At 65.0% G+C, this 18,310-nt stretch carries 19 protein-coding genes; 11 read left to right on the forward strand and 8 right to left on the reverse strand.

Annotated features, from left to right (window positions below):
• Window positions 1–145: 145 nt before the first annotated feature.
• The 3 genes from V6N07_RS12775 (at window position 146) to V6N07_RS12785 (ending at window position 2,120) form a co-directional block, all read left to right on the forward strand.
• Window positions 146–646 (forward strand): hypothetical protein, encoded by a 501-nt coding sequence (locus V6N07_RS12775; RefSeq protein WP_371156687.1) that lies wholly within the window; start codon window positions 146–148, stop codon window positions 644–646.
• A 65-nt stretch (window positions 647–711) separates the two neighbouring features.
• Entirely contained in the window at window positions 712–1,230 is a 519-nt protein-coding gene (locus V6N07_RS12780) for a DUF1643 domain-containing protein (RefSeq protein WP_371156688.1), read from the forward strand.
• A complete protein-coding gene (locus tag V6N07_RS12785) occupies window positions 1,227–2,120 on the forward strand; it encodes an alpha/beta fold hydrolase (RefSeq protein ID WP_371156689.1) in 894 nt (297 codons plus the stop codon). The genes V6N07_RS12780 and V6N07_RS12785 overlap by 4 nt, the downstream gene beginning before the upstream one ends.
• Here V6N07_RS12785 and V6N07_RS12790 read toward each other — a convergent pair.
• Both V6N07_RS12790 and V6N07_RS12795 read right to left on the reverse strand, forming a co-directional pair.
• Window positions 2,117–3,280 carry a calcium-binding protein gene (locus V6N07_RS12790; protein ID WP_371156690.1) on the reverse strand — a complete coding sequence of 388 codons (1,164 nt, stop codon included), beginning with the start codon at window positions 3,278–3,280 and terminating at the stop codon, window positions 2,117–2,119. The genes V6N07_RS12785 and V6N07_RS12790 overlap by 4 nt on opposite strands.
• Before the next feature lie 253 nt (window positions 3,281–3,533).
• The gene (locus tag V6N07_RS12795; RefSeq protein WP_371156691.1) at window positions 3,534–4,661 is read right to left on the reverse strand and encodes a calcium-binding protein; all 1,128 of its coding nucleotides are present in this window, start codon (window positions 4,659–4,661) and stop codon (window positions 3,534–3,536) included.
• Window positions 4,662–4,950: 289 nt separating this feature from the next.
• On the opposite strand from V6N07_RS12795, the gene rpsO reads away from it, so the two are divergent.
• Together rpsO and pnp are read left to right on the forward strand one after the other, a co-directional pair.
• On the forward strand, window positions 4,951–5,220 hold the full coding sequence (gene rpsO, locus V6N07_RS12800; RefSeq protein WP_371156692.1) for a 30S ribosomal protein S15: 270 nt from the start codon (window positions 4,951–4,953) through the stop codon (window positions 5,218–5,220).
• A gap of 265 nt (window positions 5,221–5,485) precedes the next feature.
• On the forward strand, window positions 5,486–7,618 hold the full coding sequence (gene pnp / locus V6N07_RS12805; protein WP_371156693.1) for a polyribonucleotide nucleotidyltransferase: 2,133 nt from the start codon (window positions 5,486–5,488) through the stop codon (window positions 7,616–7,618).
• 277 nt (window positions 7,619–7,895) lie between these two features.
• Here pnp and V6N07_RS12810 read toward each other — a convergent pair whose 3' ends face one another.
• The 3 genes from V6N07_RS12810 to V6N07_RS12820 all read right to left on the reverse strand — a co-directional run bounded on the left by V6N07_RS12810 (window position 7,896) and on the right by V6N07_RS12820 (window position 10,785).
• Window positions 7,896–9,623 (reverse strand): methyl-accepting chemotaxis protein, encoded by a 1,728-nt coding sequence (locus V6N07_RS12810; protein WP_371156694.1) that lies wholly within the window; start codon window positions 9,621–9,623, stop codon window positions 7,896–7,898.
• On the reverse strand, window positions 9,620–9,919 hold the full coding sequence (locus V6N07_RS12815) for a hypothetical protein (protein WP_371156695.1): 300 nt from the start codon (window positions 9,917–9,919) through the stop codon (window positions 9,620–9,622). Before V6N07_RS12815 ends, V6N07_RS12810 begins: the two co-directional genes overlap by 4 nt.
• A 164-nt stretch (window positions 9,920–10,083) precedes the next feature.
• Window positions 10,084–10,785 (reverse strand): glutathione S-transferase family protein, encoded by a 702-nt coding sequence (locus V6N07_RS12820; protein ID WP_371156696.1) that lies wholly within the window; start codon window positions 10,783–10,785, stop codon window positions 10,084–10,086.
• 153 nt (window positions 10,786–10,938) lie between these two features.
• Between V6N07_RS12820 and mscL the strand changes: the two genes are divergently transcribed.
• Window positions 10,939–11,376 carry a large conductance mechanosensitive channel protein MscL gene (mscL, locus tag V6N07_RS12825; protein ID WP_371156697.1) on the forward strand — a complete coding sequence of 146 codons (438 nt, stop codon included), beginning with the start codon at window positions 10,939–10,941 and terminating at the stop codon, window positions 11,374–11,376.
• A gap of 68 nt (window positions 11,377–11,444) precedes the next feature.
• On the opposite strand, the gene ald is transcribed toward mscL, so the two are convergent.
• Window positions 11,445–12,566, reverse strand: a complete 1,122-nt coding sequence (gene ald, locus V6N07_RS12830) for an alanine dehydrogenase (protein WP_371156698.1) — start codon at window positions 12,564–12,566, stop codon at window positions 11,445–11,447.
• Window positions 12,567–12,706: 140 nt separating this feature from the next.
• On the opposite strand from ald, the gene V6N07_RS12835 reads away from it, so the two are divergent.
• Window positions 12,707–13,165 (forward strand): Lrp/AsnC family transcriptional regulator, encoded by a 459-nt coding sequence (locus V6N07_RS12835; protein ID WP_371156823.1) that lies wholly within the window; start codon window positions 12,707–12,709, stop codon window positions 13,163–13,165.
• Here the strand turns inward: V6N07_RS12835 and V6N07_RS12840 are convergent, their stop codons facing one another.
• Both V6N07_RS12840 and V6N07_RS12845 read right to left on the reverse strand, forming a co-directional pair.
• On the reverse strand, window positions 13,166–13,486 hold the full coding sequence (locus V6N07_RS12840; RefSeq protein WP_371156699.1) for an AzlD domain-containing protein: 321 nt from the start codon (window positions 13,484–13,486) through the stop codon (window positions 13,166–13,168). It lies immediately after the preceding gene.
• The gene (locus tag V6N07_RS12845; RefSeq protein ID WP_371156700.1) at window positions 13,483–14,166 is read right to left on the reverse strand and encodes an AzlC family ABC transporter permease; all 684 of its coding nucleotides are present in this window, start codon (window positions 14,164–14,166) and stop codon (window positions 13,483–13,485) included. Before V6N07_RS12845 ends, V6N07_RS12840 begins: the two co-directional genes overlap by 4 nt.
• Before the next feature lie 72 nt (window positions 14,167–14,238).
• Here V6N07_RS12845 and V6N07_RS12850 point away from each other — a divergent pair, with 72 nt between their 5' ends.
• From V6N07_RS12850 to V6N07_RS12865, 4 genes are all read left to right on the forward strand, one after another.
• Entirely contained in the window at window positions 14,239–15,057 is an 819-nt protein-coding gene (locus tag V6N07_RS12850; RefSeq protein ID WP_371156701.1) for a formate dehydrogenase accessory sulfurtransferase FdhD, read from the forward strand.
• 109 nt (window positions 15,058–15,166) lie between these two features.
• Window positions 15,167–15,766 (forward strand): molybdenum cofactor guanylyltransferase MobA, encoded by a 600-nt coding sequence (gene mobA, locus V6N07_RS12855; RefSeq protein ID WP_371156702.1) that lies wholly within the window; start codon window positions 15,167–15,169, stop codon window positions 15,764–15,766.
• Window positions 15,763–16,239 carry a molybdopterin-guanine dinucleotide biosynthesis protein B gene (mobB, locus tag V6N07_RS12860; RefSeq protein ID WP_371156703.1) on the forward strand — a complete coding sequence of 159 codons (477 nt, stop codon included), beginning with the start codon at window positions 15,763–15,765 and terminating at the stop codon, window positions 16,237–16,239. Before mobA ends, mobB begins: the two co-directional genes overlap by 4 nt.
• A complete protein-coding gene (locus V6N07_RS12865) occupies window positions 16,227–18,269 on the forward strand; it encodes a molybdopterin-binding protein (RefSeq protein ID WP_371156704.1) in 2,043 nt (680 codons plus the stop codon). The genes mobB and V6N07_RS12865 overlap by 13 nt, the downstream gene beginning before the upstream one ends.
• Window positions 18,270–18,310: the final 41 nt, after the last annotated feature.

An 18,310-nucleotide genomic window follows, 5' to 3' on the forward strand; every position in this document is an offset into this window, starting at 1 on the left:
CGAATTGTTTCAACACCTCACGGATCACGGGGCGGAACGGCGCGGTCGCTGACCCCTGCGTGAGGGGGGCTGCCACGATACGGGGCGGGTCGGGTATCGAAGGGGCAAGCCTGCTGCCGCAACCCTTACCGACTGGACCCGAGACATGACCAACACCACCGCACATTCCCCCGCCGAAACCGCCTGGACCCTGCTGATTGCGGGGGCGCTGGCCACCATCGCCTTCGACCTGTTCGGTCAGGGGCTGTCCCCGCTGGCCGGATTTGCCAAGCTTGCGCCCGTCGGCCTGGCACAGGCGACCCTGTCCAAGGTGTTCGGTGCCGCGCCGCGCGGGGCCGCCGATACGATGCACATCCTGACCGGCCTGCTGGCCTATCCGCTGGGCTATTTCCTGATCGCACGTCCGATCGCCGCCAAGGTGGCGCCATGGCTGCATTGGTCGCTGGTATCGATCGCCTATGGCATCGGCCTGTGGGTTTTCGCGCTGTATTTCGTGGCGCATCTGGTGGCGGGCAACGCCCCGTTTCTTGGCTTCACCGGCATCACATGGGTCGCGCTGTGGGGCCACATCCTGTTCGCTGTCGTTGCCGCAGCGGTGATCGAGCGTCGGCTTCCGCGTCAGGCGCCCGCGCCCCATCCCGCGTGAACCAAAGCACATACGAAAGGCCCGGCCCCGTTGCACTGGCGGCCGGGCTTGGGCATGTCTGGCCCATGCTTGTACGCAGCCATCTCAAGGGCGACGCCCCCTCCACCGCGACCTACAGCGATGACGAAGCCTATCGCTACGACCTGACACGTGTCTGGGACGAGCAGGGCAGGCGTGTCGCCTTCGTCATGCTCAACCCGTCCACCGCGACGGAGCTGTCGAACGACCCGACGGTCGAACGCTGCGAACGGCGGGCCCGGGCGCTGGGGTTCGGGGCGTTTCGGGTGACGAACATCTTCGCCTGGCGCGCGACCGATCCAAAGGACATGCGGGCGCAGGCCGATCCGGTGGGCGGGGCCGCCAATGACGCGGCGATCCGCGATGCCGCGCTCTGGGCGGATGCGACCGTCTGTGCATGGGGCACACATGGCGCGCATCTTAATCGTGGCCCCGCAGTGGAGCGGTTGCTGCGTGAAACCGGGCAACCCCTGTTTCACCTCGGGTTGTCGAAGGCGGGCCACCCGAAACACCCCCTTTATATCGGCTATGCCGTGCAGCCCCAACCATGGGTGGCTGCGACATGAAAATGAACCGTCACGATATCACCGCCGACGATGGCACGCGCCTTGCCGTGCGGGTCACGGGCGACGGGCCGCCCCTCGTGCTGCTGCATGGGTTTCCGCAGAACCATCGCTGCTGGCTGCCGGTGCTGCCGGACCTCGCGGCGCGGTTTACCTGCATCCTGCCGGACCTGCGCGGCTATGGCGACAGTGACGCGCCGCAGGACGACGCTGAGCATACTGTCTATTCCAAGCGGCGCATGGCCGCCGATCTTGTCGCCACCCTCGACGACCTGGGGTATGCGCAGGCCGACGTGATCGGACACGACCGGGGCGCGCGGGTCGCCTACCGGTTTGCACTGGACCATCCTGACCGTCTGTCGCGCCTTGTCATACTGGAGGTCGTGCCGACGCTCGCCTTCTGGCAGGCTTGGGATGCCGACCTTGCGCACAAAGCCTATCACTGGAACTTCCTTGCGCAGCCCGCCCCGTTGCCGGAGCGTATGATCGCGGCGGATGCGGGCGGCTACATCGATTGGACATTGGCAAGCTGGACCCTGTCGAAGTCGCTGTCCTGTTTCGTGCCGGAGGCCCTCGACAGTTATCGCACCCAAGCCGCGGACCCAGCCCATCTGGCCGCGATGTGCGCGGACTACCGCGCCGGATACCATACGGACCGGGCCGTCGATGCCAAGGACCGTGCCGAGGGCCGCATGATACAGGCACCGATGCTGTTTCTATGGGCGCGCCACGGGTTTCCGGCGTCGACCGGTGATCCGGCGGCGATCTGGCGCGATTGGGCGGTGAACGTGACGGATGCTGCGGTGACCAGCGGTCATTTCGCCATGGAGGAAGCGCCGCAGGAGGTGTCTGCGGCGCTTGCGTCGTTTTTCGGAAATGCGCCCGTAGCCTAGAGCGTCGGCGTCACCGGTACGTCGGGCAATCCGGCAATCAGAGCGATGTCGGACGCCGCGATGGGCGTGGATCCATTGACGCGCATCACCTCTACCCCGTCCGCAAGGATCGACGTGCCGGGCGTCGCCCCGGTGATCGGGGCTACGGTAACGACGGGGGGCGTGGCGCCCAGGTCGTAGGAAATTTCCAGCGCGTCTTCATCCGGGTTGTAGTCAAGGATGACGGCCACATCGTCGGTAACGGATGCGGTGCTCGCCCGGAACGTGTCGGCGCCGACACTGCCCTGTCCGGTGTCGCCGCTGCCAAGGACAAGCAGGTCGTCCCCGGCGCCGCCGCGCAGATCATCGGCCTCTGCATCGTCGATGAACAGCGGATCGTCCTGCGAACCACTTTCGCCAAGGTTGCCACCCACGAGGATATCCGCCCCGAACTCGCCGGTCAGGGTATCGGACCCGGTTCCCCCGATCAGGATGTCGCCGCCATTGCCGCCGTTGATCGAATCGTCGTCGAAGCCACCGTCGATCGCATCGGCACCATTGTCCCCGAACAGGGTGTCTTCGCCAGCATCGCCGAACAGGGTATCATTTCCGTCGCCCCCGCCGACGAAGTCGTTGCCATCGCCGCCGCCGGCCCGGTCGGTACCGGCCATGCCTTCCAGCGTATCGGCCGCATCCCCGCCCTCGAGGGTATCGCTGTCATCGCCGCCGTAGAGGAAATCGATACCCGGTCCGCCGACCAGAAGGTCATCGCCCTGATCGCCGTACAGCTGATCATCGCCGAACCCGCCGTCGACCGTATCTGCGCCGTCGCCACCATTGATCAGATCGATGCCGGTGCGGCCGAACACGGTGTCATCGCCCGTGCCGCCATTGGCAACATCGTCACCCCGGCCCGATTCGATCAGGTCGTTGCCACCATCTCCGTTCAGCACGTCATTGCCTTGCCCGCCGCCGATCGTGTCATCGCCGTCATTGCCCGACACCGTATCGTCCCCAAGCAGGGCGCGGATCGCATCGGCGGATACGGTGCCTTCGATCACGTCGTCGCCATTCGTGGCTTCGTCCGGTCCCGCCTGATCTTCGGTGGACTCGTCATCATCCAATCCGAACAACAGCCCCCCGATCAGGACAACTCCGGCTAATGCTAACAGAACAGACATGGCAGACACTCCAACAATAAATGCTCAAAGGCCCCCCGGCCCCGAGGTCAGTCTTGCGTCGTTCTACGCGCGTTTCCAGCCAAATGAGGCGGATGTCGGCAGGTTTAGGGCTGGATCATGGCAGCGGCCGACCAATCGTGAAACAATACCTGGCGAGAAGGCAGATCGTTTCCATTTGGCGCGGCGGTCGCCTGTCCGATTGCGGGCATGATATCTGAATTTTGGACTCATGCCTGCCGTGCGTCAGGTTGTGTCAGCTGTCCGCCACCAAACGGATACTGTCGGCGTCGATGATGGTCCCGGCGCTTAGTTTCGCCACCACGGCACCGTTCAGAACGAGGTCAATCGCGCCAGCAGCTTCGATGACGCTGATACGGGGCGGATTGTCCGGATCGGGTTGCTCCGCAGGATCGTAGAGGATTTCCAGGGCATCCTCCTCGGCGTCGAAATCGGCGATCCAGAGGGGGACAAATGCAGAAGACAGCGGGGCAAGATCCGACCCGAAGGCCCCGGCGCTGGGGGCGCGGAACAGGAACATGTCCCGTCCCTCGCCACCGGTCAGGGTATCCTGCTGCCCCCCGGCAAGCGTGTCATTCCCCTCGCCGCCAAGCAATTCATCACCGGCGTCGGCATCGAGGGTATCACCCTCCTCCATCTCGGTCCCGTCGAGCAGATCGTCGCCCGACCCGCCATGGATCACATCCTTGCCGAAACCGCCGAACAGCCGGTCATTCCCCTGTCCGCCGGACAGGGTATCGTCCCCATCACCGCCAAGCAGCAGGTCGTCACCCCCGTCGCCACCCAGCAGGTCGTCCCCGTCTTCACCGTGCAGAATGTCGTCGCCGTCACCCCCCCAAAGGGCGTCATCCCCGGTTCCTCCATAGAGGCCGTCACGTCCGGTGCCACCGCGCAGCTGATCGTTTCCGTCGTTGCCGATCAACAGGTCGTCGCCCGCGCCACCCCGCAGGCTGTCGTCGCCGCCATGACCAAAGGTGGCGTCTTCGGTATGCAGAATGGCCGGACCGACGGATCCGCCGAAACTGTCGGACAAATGTGCCCCCGCGACCTGATCCTTGAGGACCAGGGCCGTCTCTTCCGTCCAGAAGTCGCGGTCATCGGCGTCCTGTGCGGTCGGCCCATCGGACAGCGCCGCAGGTGAGGGGGATGCCTGCGTCTGGTCAAGGCTTTCCTGTTCCGGCACGCGATCGGCCACCTCTGCGACCGCTTCGGACAAGGGCGAGGAGGTCGTGCCCTCCTCGTTCTCGGCCAATGGATCCTCGGGCGTGTCGGGTGCATCTTCCGGATCGGCATCCGTTTGCGGTGTCTCGATCAACAGCAGGCCAGAGGCCACGATGCCGAACAACCCTGCAATCAAAAGCATCGCTTCGATCCTTTACGACAAAACCGGAGTTTCCGGACCGACGGCTGGATCGCGATCAAAACAAGTCGCAACACCGCCAGTGACATGCTGCTTACCAGATTCGGCCGAACGGAGACAGAACATCCGATCAAAATGGTTAACGCGGCATGGATGGCGTGCATGCGACCTGCATTTGCGGCGCTTTGGCCTTTTCAAACGTCCGGTCGCGGTGTATGCGGCGCCACTTCGCAAGGCCTTGCTGGACGACATCCCGGCTCGTGCCATCCCTTCACCAGAATAGGAGCCCACGATGTCGATCACGATCGAAGAAAAGAACCGCCTGATCAAGGAATTCGCGACCAAGGAAGGCGACACCGGTTCGCCCGAGGTGCAGATCGCCATCCTGACGTCGCGCATCGCCACGCTGACCGAGCACTTCAAGACCCACAAGAAGGACAACCACTCCCGCCGTGGCCTTCTGATGATGGTCGCGCAGCGCCGCAAGCTGCTGGACTATACCCGTGGCAAGGACGAAGCCCGCTATCAGGATCTGATCAAGCGTCTGGGCATCCGTCGCTAAGACGGACCCGATTGCCGGATGACAGGGCCGCACCTTCGGGGGCGGCCTTTTTCGTCTGGCGACCGGGACGATTCCGCGCCCGCGCCGATCGACGCGCGCCAGTGTCGCAGTCCTTCCCATTGGAACGGGTTTCGGTTACACGGCGCCATCTGAGACGTGGCGCAGGGACCCCGGCGCCCGCTAAGGAACAGGGGTCGGCGGCAATGGGGCCGCCATATGCATGGGAGACCCGGAGGGCCGGGACCGCTCCCCAGTAGGATTCGATATGTTCAACATCGTGAAAAAAGAGATGGAGTGGGGCCACGACACCCTCACTCTGGAAACCGGCAAGGTTGCGCGCCAGGCCGACGGCTGCGTCATCGCCACCTACGGCGAGACCAGCGTCATGGCCGCCGTCACCTATGCCAAGGCCCAGAAGCCGGGCCAGGATTTCTTCCCACTGACGGTTCATTACAACGAAAAGTATTACGCCGCCGGCAAGATCCCCGGTGGTTTCTTCAAGCGCGAAGCGCGCCCGACGGAAAAAGAGACGCTGACCTCGCGCCTCATCGACCGTCCGCTGCGCCCGCTGTTCGTCGACGGCTTCAAGAACGAAGTCCTCGTGATCTGCACCGTGCTGTCGCATGACCTGGAAAACGACCCTGATGTCGTCGCGATGATCGCCGCTTCGGCCGCGCTGACCATCTCGGGCGCGCCGTTCATGGGCCCGATCGCCGGTGCGCGCGTCGGTTTCGTCGATGGCGACTACATCCTGAACCCCAGCGTCGACGACATGCAGAACCTGCGCAACGACCCCGAGCAGCGCCTCGATCTCGTCGTCGCGGGCACCAAGGACGCCGTCATGATGGTGGAATCCGAGGCCTATGAGCTGTCGGAAGCCGAGATGCTGGGCGCGGTCAAGTTCGGCCATGACCAGATGCAGCCGGTCATCGACCTGATCGTGTCCTTGGCCGAAGACGCCGCGAAGGAGCCGTTCGATTTCCAGGCGCCCGATTATTCGGACCTGTTCGCAGCGGTCAAGGCAGCTGGCGAAGACCAGATGCGCGCCGCCTACGCGATCACCGACAAGCAGGAGCGGACCTCTGCCGTTGCCGCCGCGAAGGAGGCCATCAAGGCCAGCCTGACCGAAGAGCAGCTTGAGGATTCGAACCTCGGCACCGCGCTCAAGAAGCTCGAATCCGCCGTTCTGCGCGGCGATGTCGTCAAGAACGGCAGGCGGATCGACGGCCGTGCCCTCGACACCGTGCGGCCGATCGTCTCCGAAGTGGGCCTGCTGCCCCGGACCCATGGTTCGGCGCTGTTCACCCGTGGTGAGACCCAAGGCCTTGTCGTGACCACGCTGGGCACCGGCGACGATGAGCAGTTCATCGACGCGCTGCACGGCAACTTCAAATCGAACTTCCTGCTGCACTACAACTTCCCGCCCTATTCGGTCGGCGAAGTCGGTCGTTTCGGCCCTCCGGGACGTCGTGAAATCGGCCACGGCAAGCTGGCGTGGCGGGCGTTGCAGGCGGTTCTGCCGTCGGCGACGGATTTCCCCTACACCATCCGTCTGGTGTCCGAGATCACGGAATCCAACGGCTCCTCCTCCATGGCGTCCGTCTGTGGCGGGTCGCTGTCGATGATGGATGCGGGCGTGCCCCTGAAGGCGCCCGTCGCCGGTGTCGCCATGGGCCTCGTGCTGGAAGACGACGGTGAATTCGCCGTCCTGACCGACATTCTTGGCGACGAGGATCACCTCGGCGACATGGACTTCAAGGTCGCGGGCACCGAGGCGGGCATCACGTCCCTGCAGATGGACATCAAGATCGCAGGCATCACGCCGGCCATTATGGAAAAAGCGCTGGAGCAGGCCAAGGCCGGCCGCGTCCACATCCTGGGCGAGATGGCCAAGGCCCTGACCTCGGCCAACGAATTCTCGGTCCACGCGCCCAAGATCGAGACGATGCAGATCCCGACCGACAAGATCCGGGAAGTCATCGGATCGGGCGGCAAGGTCATCCGCGAGATCGTGGAAGTGTCCGGTGCCAAGGTCGACATCAACGACGAAGGCATCATCAAGATCGCGTCTAACGTGCAGGAAGCGATCCAGAAGGCCTATGACATGATCCATTCGATCGTGGCGGAGCCGGAAGAGGGCAAGATCTACAAGGGCAAGGTCGTCAAAATCGTCGACTTCGGTGCCTTCGTGAACTTCTTCGGCAAGCGCGACGGCCTTGTCCATGTCAGCCAGATCGAGAACAAGCGCCTGAACCATCCTTCGGACGTTCTGAAGGAAGGTCAGGAGGTTTGGGTCAAGCTGCTCGGCTTCGACGACCGCGGCAAAGTCCGCCTGGCCATGAAGATGGTCGATCAGGAAACGGGCGAAGAGAAAGCCGCAGAAGCAGCCGGCGAATAAGCGTCCGCATCTGGATACAAGGCCCCGGAGTAATCCTCCGGGGCCTTTTTCGTGCGTTGCATTGGTCTGCCAAGCAGGTGTGCGGGCATCGCAATGCTTGCAAAACCTCCCCGTGCGCAGGTCAGGGTCAGGTATCACCGCGATGGGACATCATATGTTCGCGTGCGGAGGCATCCGGCACAGCGGACTCCGGTGCGCCGGGAACGATCCTGCTGTCACCGAAACCTCGGGTTTTCGCACCCGGCCGTTCGGCCAGACCCTGTCGAGCCCATGATACTTATGCAGCGCGGCCCTGATGTTCGGTCACGTCGTTCCGTGACGCGGAACGATCATAAAGGAACTGGTTCAACGCCTGCGAAAGCCCTTCGGAACTGCCTCTGAGCGACTGGCAAGCCGCGGCCGTTTCTTCGAACATCGCCGTGTTCTTTTGTGCGACCACGTCCAGATCGCGTAGTGCAAGGCTGATTTCGGCAACGCCATCCGCCTGATTGGCCGAGGTCGTGGCGATCTGGACCATTCTTTCGGAGGCTTGCGAGACGGAGCCGATAATCTCCTCCAGCGCCAGACCGGTATCCCTGACGAGTGTCACGCCATCCCTGATCTGATTGCCCGATTGTCCGATCAGCGTATTGATCCGGCTCGCCGCTTCGGAGGATCGCCGGGCAAGGGCGCGCACCTCGGAGGCGACGACGGCAAACCCACGCCCCGCCGATCCCGCGCGCGCGGCCTCCACGCCCGCATTCAGGGCAAGAAGGTTCGTCTGAAAGGCGATGTCATCGATCACCGTCGTGATCTTGCGCACCTCGGCGGAGGAACTTTCGATCTCACCCATGGCCGTGATCGCCTTGTGCATGACATCGGCGCCCGTCTCTGCCTTGCCCCGCGTTGCCAGCACGACAGCCTCTGCTTCCTTGGCATCCGTCGCTGCCGAATTGATGAGTCGCGAAAGACGATCCATCGATTTTGCGAGCGCTTCGAGGGTTTGTGCCTGAGCTTCCGTTCTGAGGGACAGGTCCGCCGATGATGTCGCGATATCATCGGACTCGCCGCGAATGACGGCCGTATGCGTGTGGATTTCGATGACAGCGCCCTGCAAGGCGTCGATCGCCTGATTGAAATCATGTCGCAGATCTTCGTAAGCCGTGTCCAGATTCTGGCTCAGGCGCGTATTCAGATCACCTTTCGAAAGCGCGGCCATCACGGTCCTCAGGGCCGATATCGCCGACTGCTGTCGCGCCTGTTCGGCCAGCGCCTCGTCGTATGCGGCGGCCTGCCTTGATGCGGTTTCGGCTTCGAGCGCCTGTCGCGCGGCGGCTTGCGCCTGGCCTTCGGTGACGGCGGCCTCCGCCTCCCGGCGGGCCTCGTTCGCTGCCTCTCGTTCCTTTTCGGCCTGCTCGCGCGCCTGATTCGCCTTTGTCTCCGCTTCCAGTGCCTCTCTTGCGGCTTGTTCCACGCTCTCCCGGTCTTCTACTGCGGCAATGCTCAGCTTCGCCCGCTCCGTGACCAGGGCGACGATAGCGATCGCTGAAAGACCGACCGCCGCGACGTGAAAGCCCATTCTTTCCAGGTTCGTCCGGATATCCATGCTGTCGAAGACGAGCGCCGGTGCAAAAAGCAATGCGGATGCGTGGTTCAGCACAACGACGACAACCGCGGCGATGATCGCCTGTCGGTCGACCAGCATCGAACACAGGATCAGCGACGCGACGATCAGAAGATGGCTGTCCATCTGCGAGGGATGGCCGCTGAAGGCATTCGTCAGAACAAGGCTTTGTCCGGTGACGGCGAGGGCCACCCCGATACGCCCGAATGCGGGCCCGGCAAGCGACAGTGCCGCCCCGCATGCCGTGATCGCAACGGACCCGACAAACACGGCAATCGCGTCGTTTCCGACGGCAAGGGCGATCATGGCCAGTGGAACCGCACAGATCGCGGAGGCGACAAGCAGAACGCGCGCGGCCTGCGTTCGCCGGCGTTCGAGGATGGGCGACACGATCAGGGTCATGTGGCCTGACATCCGATACCCGCGATGCTGGAATGGGCAACCACCAGAATGGCCCCGGCATCCCGCAGACGTGCAGCGAAGGCAGGCCGGTCGCTGTGAACGACCGCCCCGATGACCGGGTCAGCCGGCCCTATGCGATAGCCATCCGCGGTGGCGAGGATCCAGTCTATGTCGGCACCGGGACGCGCTACCACGAACAGCGGCGCGCCTTCTTCGGGGGGGGCGGCAAGGATCGCTACCGCGGAATGCAGGACGAACATGCCTGCAACGACCGGGATCAGAACAACGGTTTTCATGCCGCATCATTCCGACACAAGACTTGCAATTTCGTTAAGCCGCCGCGTTAACGAAAACGCAAGTTGCGGCCATCTACGTTGGCGGCATGACAGAGCGTTTGCATATCCACGCCCTCCTGATCAGCCTCGGCTTCCTGCTGCTGACCGTGAGCATCGGCGTGGCCTCAACCTTCTCTGGGTGGAATATTCATGCCGCGGGATACCGCGCCCCGCGCCATGAAACGGTCCAGATAGGCGATGAGGGTGGGGTTGTCGTGCCAGCCGACGGCATCCTGCGCGCCGTAGTAGGCAAGGGCGTTCAGCCATGGGGCAATCGCGATGTCGGCAATCGAATAGTCCCCCGCGATCCAGTCCCGGTCTTTCAATTCTGAAGACAGCACGGCCAGCAGTCTGCGACCCTCCGCCGCGTAGCGATCCCTGGGGCGCGTATCCTCCCACTCGGAGCCTGCGAATTTCACGAAGAACCCCAACTGCCCGAGCATCGGCCCCAGCCCGCCCATCTGCCACATCAGCCACTGGGTGACACGCGCCTTGTCGGAGGCGGTTTGCCCCCCGAGCTTGCCTGTCTTTTCGGCCAGATACAGAAGGATCGCGCCACTTTCGAACAGGCCGACTGGCGTGCCGTCGGGGCCGTTCGGATCGATGATGGCCGGGATCTTGTTGTTCGGGTTCAGCGACAGGAAAGCATCGGACTTCACGTCCGCATCCGACAGGGTGACGCGGTGAGCCTCGTAGGGCAGGCCCATCTCCTCCAACGCGACGGAGATCTTGACGCCGTTCGGCGTTGGAAAGCTAAACAGCTGCAGGATGGTCGGGTCCTGCGGAACCCAGCGCCGCGTAATCGGAAAGCTGCTTAAATCGGCCATTGATGAACTCCGTATCCCTGAGATTGACAGTTCCATGTATGTCGCGGGGATTGTCCCGAAAACGGGTAGTCACAGTGCGTTTTCTGAGGGAAAGCTGTGCGCGCGCCCGCACAACCGTGGCGCGAAACACAAATGGAACACGACGAGGGGCCAATGCTTAACGAATTCAAGGATTTCATCGCCAAGGGCAATGTCATGGACATGGCTGTCGGCATCATTGTCGGCGCCGCCTTCACCGCGATCGTCACGTCGCTGGTCGGCGATCTGATCAATCCGATCATCGCCTTGTTCACCGGCGGCATCGATTTCTCCGGCTGGTTCTACGAACTCGATTTCGATTCCGAGACGAATTATGCGTCTCTCGATGCCGCAACCGAGGCGGGTGTTCCGGTGTTCGCCATTGGCCGGTTCGCCATGGCCGTCATCAATTTCCTGATCGTGGCATGGGTCGTCTTCATGCTGGTCAAGATGGTGAACCGCATCAAGGCGGCCGCGGAAAAGCCCGACGATATCGCGCCCGAGGTGCCGACCGGCCCGTCCGAACTGGATGTCCTGCTTGAAATTCGCGACAGCCTCAAAGCCGGGCGCTGAACGCAATACGACAACAGGGAAAGAGCCCGCACATTGCCGTGCGGGCCCCTTTTCGTCCATTCGGCCGATCAGGCGGCGGTCAGAACCGTCATCGGGTCGATCGCCTCGAGGCCAAGCGCCTCGCCCACGGCGGCATAGGTCAGCTGTCCGCCATGAACGTTCAGGCCGGCACGCAGGTGCGGGTCAGCAAGGCAGGCGGCTTTCCATCCCTTGTCGGCAATCGACAGCATGAACGGCAGGGTGGCATTGCCCAGCGCGATGGTCGAGGTGCGCGCAACGGCCCCCGGCATGTTGGCCACGCAGTAGTGCATGATGCCATCGACCTCGTAGATCGGGTCCTGATGGGTGGTCGCCCTCGAAGTCTCGAAGCAGCCTCCCTGATCGATCGCCACGTCCACGATCGCGGCACCGGTCTTCATCTGCGACAGCTGTGCCCGGCTGACCAGCTTGGGTGCGGCGGCCCCGGGGATCAGGACGGCACCGATCACCATGTCGGCCCGCTCCACCATCTCGGCGGTGTTGCCGGCGCTGGCATAGCGGGTCTGGAAGACGGATCCGAAGACATCATCGAGATAGCGCAGCCGCGTCAGGGACCGGTCCAGCACCGTCACGCTTGCGCCCATCCCGGCGGCGATCCGCGCGGCGTGGGTGCCGACGACACCGCCACCGATCACCACGACCTCGGCCGGGCCGACGCCCGGAACGCCGCCCAGCAGCACACCGCGCCCGCCGTTCGCCTTTTGCAGGGTCCATGCGCCGACCTGTGGCGCAAGGCGGCCCGCAACCTCGGACATGGGGGCGAGCAGGGGCAGGCCGCCCATGCGATCCGTCACTGTCTCGTAGGCGATGCAGGTCGCGCCCGACGCAATCAGGTCGCGCGTCTGATCGGGGTCCGGGGCAAGGTGCAGATAGGTGAACAGGATCTGACCTTCGCGCAGCATGGCGCGCTCGACGGCCTGCGGTTCCTTCACCTTCACGATCATGTCGGCTTGAGCGAAGACCTCTGCGGCGGTGTCCGCAAGGCGGGCGCCGACGGTTTCGTATTCCGCATCCTCGAAGCCGGAACCGATGCCCGCGCCCCGTTCGATCAGAACGTCATGACCATGCGCGATCGCTTCCATCGCAGCAGACGGCGTGACGCCGACGCGAAATTCCTGCGGTTTGATTTCCTTGGGGCAGCCGATGATCATGTTGTTTTCCCTGTCTTGGTATTTGCCCGCCTTATAAGGCCATCACGGTGCCGAGGTTTCGCAATCTTTCCCGTCTGCATTTGGCGCCATGCAAAATTTGTGCGAAACAGATGGCCTACTTGCAAGAAATCAGCGCCATGATGCAGTATGATGAAATCGATGCCCGCCTGCTGCGACTCGTGCAGCGCGACGCGACGCAGTCCGCCGCCGATCTGTCGGAGCAGGTGAATCTCTCCCCCTCGGCGTGTCACCGGCGGTTGCAGCGTCTGATGGCGCAGGGGATCATCACGGGACAGGTGGCCCTGCTCGACCCACGCCGGGTCGGGCGCCCGACGACGGTGTTCGTCGAAATCAGCTTGTCGACACAGGCGGACGAGGTTCTGGATGCCTTCGAGGCAGCGGTGGCGCGCATCCCGGATGTCCTCGAATGTCACCTGATGACGGGGGCGTATGATTACCTGCTGAAGGTCGTGGCGCGCGACAGCGAGGATTTCGCCACCATCCACCGGCGCCACCTTGCGCGCCTGCCCGGGGTGGCCAAGCTTCAGTCCAGTTTCGCGCTCAAGACCGTGTGCAAGACCACGGCCCTGCCTGTATAACTACAAAAGCCAGTTTCCGATGCCGAAGAACAGGCCACCGGCGATCACGGCCTGTATCGTGTCGCGACGCCAAGCCCCGACGGCCAAGGTCACGGCGGCCGATGCAAGGCGCAAGGGGTCGACCTCGCCGCCCGTCGCGTCGGGCCAGACCACGAGGGGGGCGACAAGCCCCGGCAGGACGGCAACCCCGGTATAGCGCAGGTGGCGCAGAACCCATGCAGGCATCTCGCGGTCGCCGATCAGCCCGAGAAACGCGAACCGGGAAAGATAGGTGCCGATCCCGAGGGCTGCGATCACGATCCAGACGGTCGTATCGGTCATGCGCGACGCTCCACTTCTGCACCGGCGGCCATGGCAAGGATGGCGGCCACGATCAGGCCAAGGTTCCAAGGCATCCATGACAGCACAAGCGCCCCCGTCACCGAAACGAGGGCGGCCGTGACATGGGCACGCGACTTCAGCATGGGCCCGACGAGCGCAAGAAACGCCAGTGGCAGCACGAAGTCCAGCGACCAGCTTTCGGGGATCCGGGCGCCAAGCACCGCACCCGCCAGGGTGGCCCCGACCCATGCGGGAAAGACCGGTACCGCCACGCCGCCGAGATAGGCCGCCTTGTCGGCCACCGTCCACGTGGGGCGTTCATCATAGGCGGATTGGGCCAGGGCATAGACCTGATCCACGAGGATGTAGGCAATCAGGCACCGCTGCCACAGGGGTGCGGGCCCAAGATGCGGTGTCAGGGCGGCGGAATACATCGCCATCCGCAGGTTCACCGCCAGCGCCGACAGGATCACGATCGCGGTCGGCACGCCATCCGTCAACAGTTGCACGGCCGTGAACTGCGATGCGCCCGCGATCACGAGGGACGAGAAGGCCATGACCTGCGCAAGGGACAGGCCCGCCTCGGTGGCCAGCACGCCGAACAGGACGCCGAAAGGCACCATGATCACGATGAACGGAAGGCCGTGTGCAACGCCCTTGCCGAACGGGGATTTGGCCATCGCTTGCACTCCGCTGCCGCACCAGACAAGCTGCCCCTACCGCTGCTGCTGACAGGTCCGCAAGTGTCCACCATGATCCCACCATCCCTGCGCGTGGCACCCGACCCCGCCGCGGCACGCCTGACCCGGGCGGTCACCGGGCGGGATCAGACGGGTCAGCCCGTCGATCTGCGCGTAGTGGAGGAGCGGCCCCTGACGATCTACCTGAATGCGCGGGAGATCGTGACCGCCATGACGATCGGCGATTACCCGGAATGGCTGGCCCTCGGGTTCCTCGTCAATCAGGGCATGGTGCGGGCAGATGATACCGTGACCGGCATCGACTATGACGAGGAGGTCGCGGCAGTCGTCGTGCGCACCGCCGAAATCACCGATCATGAGGCCAAGCTGGCCCGCGCCACCCGGACGTCGGGCTGCGCGGTAGGGACGGTGTTCGGCGACATGATGGAGGGGTTGGACGGCCTGCGCCTGCCTGCCACGCCCCTGCGCGTGTCAGACCTGCGTGCCTTGTCGGCGGCGATCAACCGCACGCCCAGCCTGTATCTTGCGGTCGGGGCAATCCATGGCACCTGCCTGTGCGCGGGGCCCGACCCCATCGCCTATTTCGAGGACGTGGGCCGCCACAACGCCGTCGACAAGCTGGCCGGGTGGATGCGTGCCAAGGGGGTCGGCGGGGCGGACAAGACCCTGTACACCACCGGGCGGCTGACCTCCGAGATGGTGATAAAATGTGCGACGATGGGCATTCCGTCCCTCGTCTCCCGCTCCGGCTTCACGGCATGGGGCGTCGACATCGCGCGGCAGGTCGGGTTGACCGTCATCGGCCGCATGAAGGGCACGCGCTTCGTCTGCCTGAGCGGGGAGGAGCGGGTGATATGGGACGCGGAATGATCCGGTTGCGATCACGCGCGATCATGGCGCGCCCGCCCTCTGCCGGTGCTGGACGCACCAGCGCGCGCGGTGCTTGCGCGGCACTGCCCGTCACATCCGGAGGGGCACGATGATTCAGCCGCATGGGGTCATCCTTGCAGGGGGGCAGGCCCGCCGCATGGGCGGGGGGGACAAGGGGCGCCTGATCCTGAAAGGGCGACCGCTGATCGCGCGGGTGATCGACGCCTTGCATCCGCAGGTCGACCTGCTGGCCCTGAATGCGAACGGGGATGCGGCGCGTTGGGCGGATCTGGGCCTGCCGGTGCTGCCCGATACGCTGCCGGGGCATCCGGGGCCGCTGGCGGGTGTGCTGGCGGGCCTCGATTGGGCCGCTGAACAGGGCTGTCCGCATATCGTGACCGCCGCCGCCGATACGCCGTTCCTGCCGCCCGACCTCGTGCCGCGCCTCTTGCTGGCCGCCGGTCCTTCGGGCCTGTCGCTCGCCGCCACGCGCGAGGGGGGGCGCATCTGGCCGCAACCGACCTTCGGCCTTTGGCCGGTGGCCCTGCGCGACGACCTGCGCGCGGCGTTGCAGGGCGGAACACGCAAGATCCTCGACTGGACCGATCGCCACGATGCGGGGCAGGCGGTATTCGCGACGGATCGCTGGAACGCGTTCTTCAACGTCAACACACCCGAGGACATGGCCACGGCCGAGGCCATGGCATGAAGGTGATCGGGATCATCGGCCACAAGAATGCAGGCAAGACCACCTTGGCCGAACGACTGGTGCGCCACCTGACGGGGCAGGGCCTGATCGTGTCGACTCTCAAGCGCACGCATCATGATGTCGATCTGGAGGTTCCGGGCACCGATACCCATCGCCACCGTCAGGCGGGCGCGCATCAGGTGATGCTTGCATCGGACGCACGCCTGACCCTGATGCAGGAATTGCAGGCGCCGGAACCCCTGGAGGGGGTGCTGGCCCGGCTGGCGCCATGCGATATCGTCATCGCCGAGGGTTGGAAAAGCGGCAGTCACCTGCGGATCGAGGCGTGGCGACAGGCCTGCGGCGCACCGCCGCTGTGCCTGTCCGACCCGACCATCGCGGCCTTGGCAAGCGACGTGCCGCAGGCGGTGGGCCAGCCGCGTTTCGACCTCGATGCAATTGCCGACATTGCGGAGTTCGCATGTTCGACCTGATCCTCGTGGCCGATTGGTCCGCCGCCGGTTCGCCGACGGGGCAGGCCCCGCGCAAGGATGCAATCTGGGTCTGCGCGGACCTCGGGGGGGATCAGACGGTTGCCTATTTTCCGACACGGATGGCGGCACTGGACTGGATCAATGGGTGGCTGGCGCGCGGGTATCGCACCCTTCTGGGGGTCGATATCGCCTTTGGGTATCCGCAGGGGTTCGCACAGGCCCTGACGGGGCAGACGGACGGGCTGGCCGTGTGGGAATGGTTGGCACGCCACATCACGGACGGACCGGACAACGCCAACAACCGGTTCGACGTGGCACAGGTCATCAACCGCATGTTCCCGGGGATCGGCCCCTTCTGGGGGCGCCCGGCACAGCTTGACCTGCCCGACCTTCCGCCGACCGCCCGCGTGCGCCGGGATCATGGCCTGTCGGACCACCGGACCGTCGAACAGGCGGTGCCCGGCGCCAAGTCGCCGTGGCAACTGGCCTATGCCGGTGCGGTCGGATCGCAATCCCTTGTTGGTCTGGCGGCCCTTGCGGGCATGCGGCGGCGCTTTGGCGCGGAAATGCAGGTCTGGCCCCAGCAGACGGGATGGCGGGAACCGACGGCCCGCATCACACTGGCCGAGATCTATCCCAGCATGTGGCCCCTGTCGTCCGAGGGCGACGCGATCAAGGACCGGGCGCAGGTCATTGCCACGGCCAAGGCCCTGCGCAAGGTGACGCCCGATTGGTTCACCGCCCCCCGCGAACAGCCCGATGCCGCACGCATCGCCGCCGAGGAGGGATGGATCCTCGGCGTTCGGCCTGCCGGCGATTGCTATGCCCTGCCGCGCGGGGTGTCGTGGACGCCCGTGGACGCGGCCTTGGCCACCCTGCGTCGGGTAAGTGGCCCGCGCGTCGGGGCGTCGACCGTCCCGGTCGGGGAGGCCGCGGGCCGTATCCTTTGCGGCCCGCTCAGCGCCATACGGGCAAACCCGCCAACGGCGAATTCGGCCGTGGATGGCTGGGGGTTCGCGCATGCCACGATCCCCCATGGGTGCGTCCCGGTCGTGGCGGAGCGTGCCGCCGCGGGCACCCATGCGGCGGCGCCCGTGCCGCCCGGTCATGCTATCCGCATCCTGACCGGTGCGGCCCTGCCCTCCGGCGTCGATACCGTCGCCCTGCAGGAGGACGCGACCCGGACGCAGCAGGGCGTGACCCTGCGGGCCGTGCCGAACGCGGGGGCCAACACGCGCCCCGCCGGGGAAGATGTCCGCGCCGGCGATGTCATCCTGCCGGCCGGTAGGCGCCTGCGCCCGTCCGATCTGGCGCTGGCAATTGCGGCGGGCCACGGCACCGTGCGGGTTCACGACAGGTTGCGCGTCGGCGTTCTGTCCACGGGGGACGAGATCGTGGCCCCGGGCGCGGTCGGACCGGGCATCTACGACGTCAATCGGCCGATGTTGCTGTCGATGCTGGCGGCCTGGGGAATGTCGCCCGTCGATCTGGGGCATGTGCCGGATGACGAGGACCTGCTGCGCGATGCGCTGTCCAATGCGCCTGTCGATGCGATCCTGACGTCGGGCGGGGCAAGCGCGGGCGACGAGGATCATCTGTCCCGCCTGCTGAGCCGCGAGGGACAGGTCCACCATTGGCGCATCGCGATCAAGCCGGGGCGGCCCCTCGCGCTGGGTGATTGGCACGGCAGGGCGTTGTTCGGCCTGCCCGGAAATCCGGTGGCAGCCTTTACCTGCGGGGCGTTGTTCGCGCGGCCCGCCTTGCTGCAAATGGCCGGGGCGGATTGGAGTGATCCGGAACCCCGCATGGTTCCGGCGGCCTTTGCCAAGCGCAAGAAGGCGGGCCGCACCGAAGTGCTGCGCGCCCGGTTGCGCGGCGGACAGGCCGAGGTTTTCGCCTCCGAAGGGTCCGGTCGGGTTTCGGGCCTGTCGTGGGCCGAAGGGTTTGTGATGCTCGCGCCGGAGGCCATGGACATCGCGCCCGGCGATCCGGTGCCCTACATCGCTTTCGCAGATCTCGGGTTGGCCTGACCGACGCGCACAGACCAACCGTCGAGTTCAGCGAACCGCGC

Origin of the sequence: Jannaschia sp. 2305UL9-9 (assembly GCF_041403465.1) — a bacterium.
Taxonomy (GTDB): Bacteria; Pseudomonadota; Alphaproteobacteria; order Rhodobacterales; family Rhodobacteraceae; genus Jannaschia.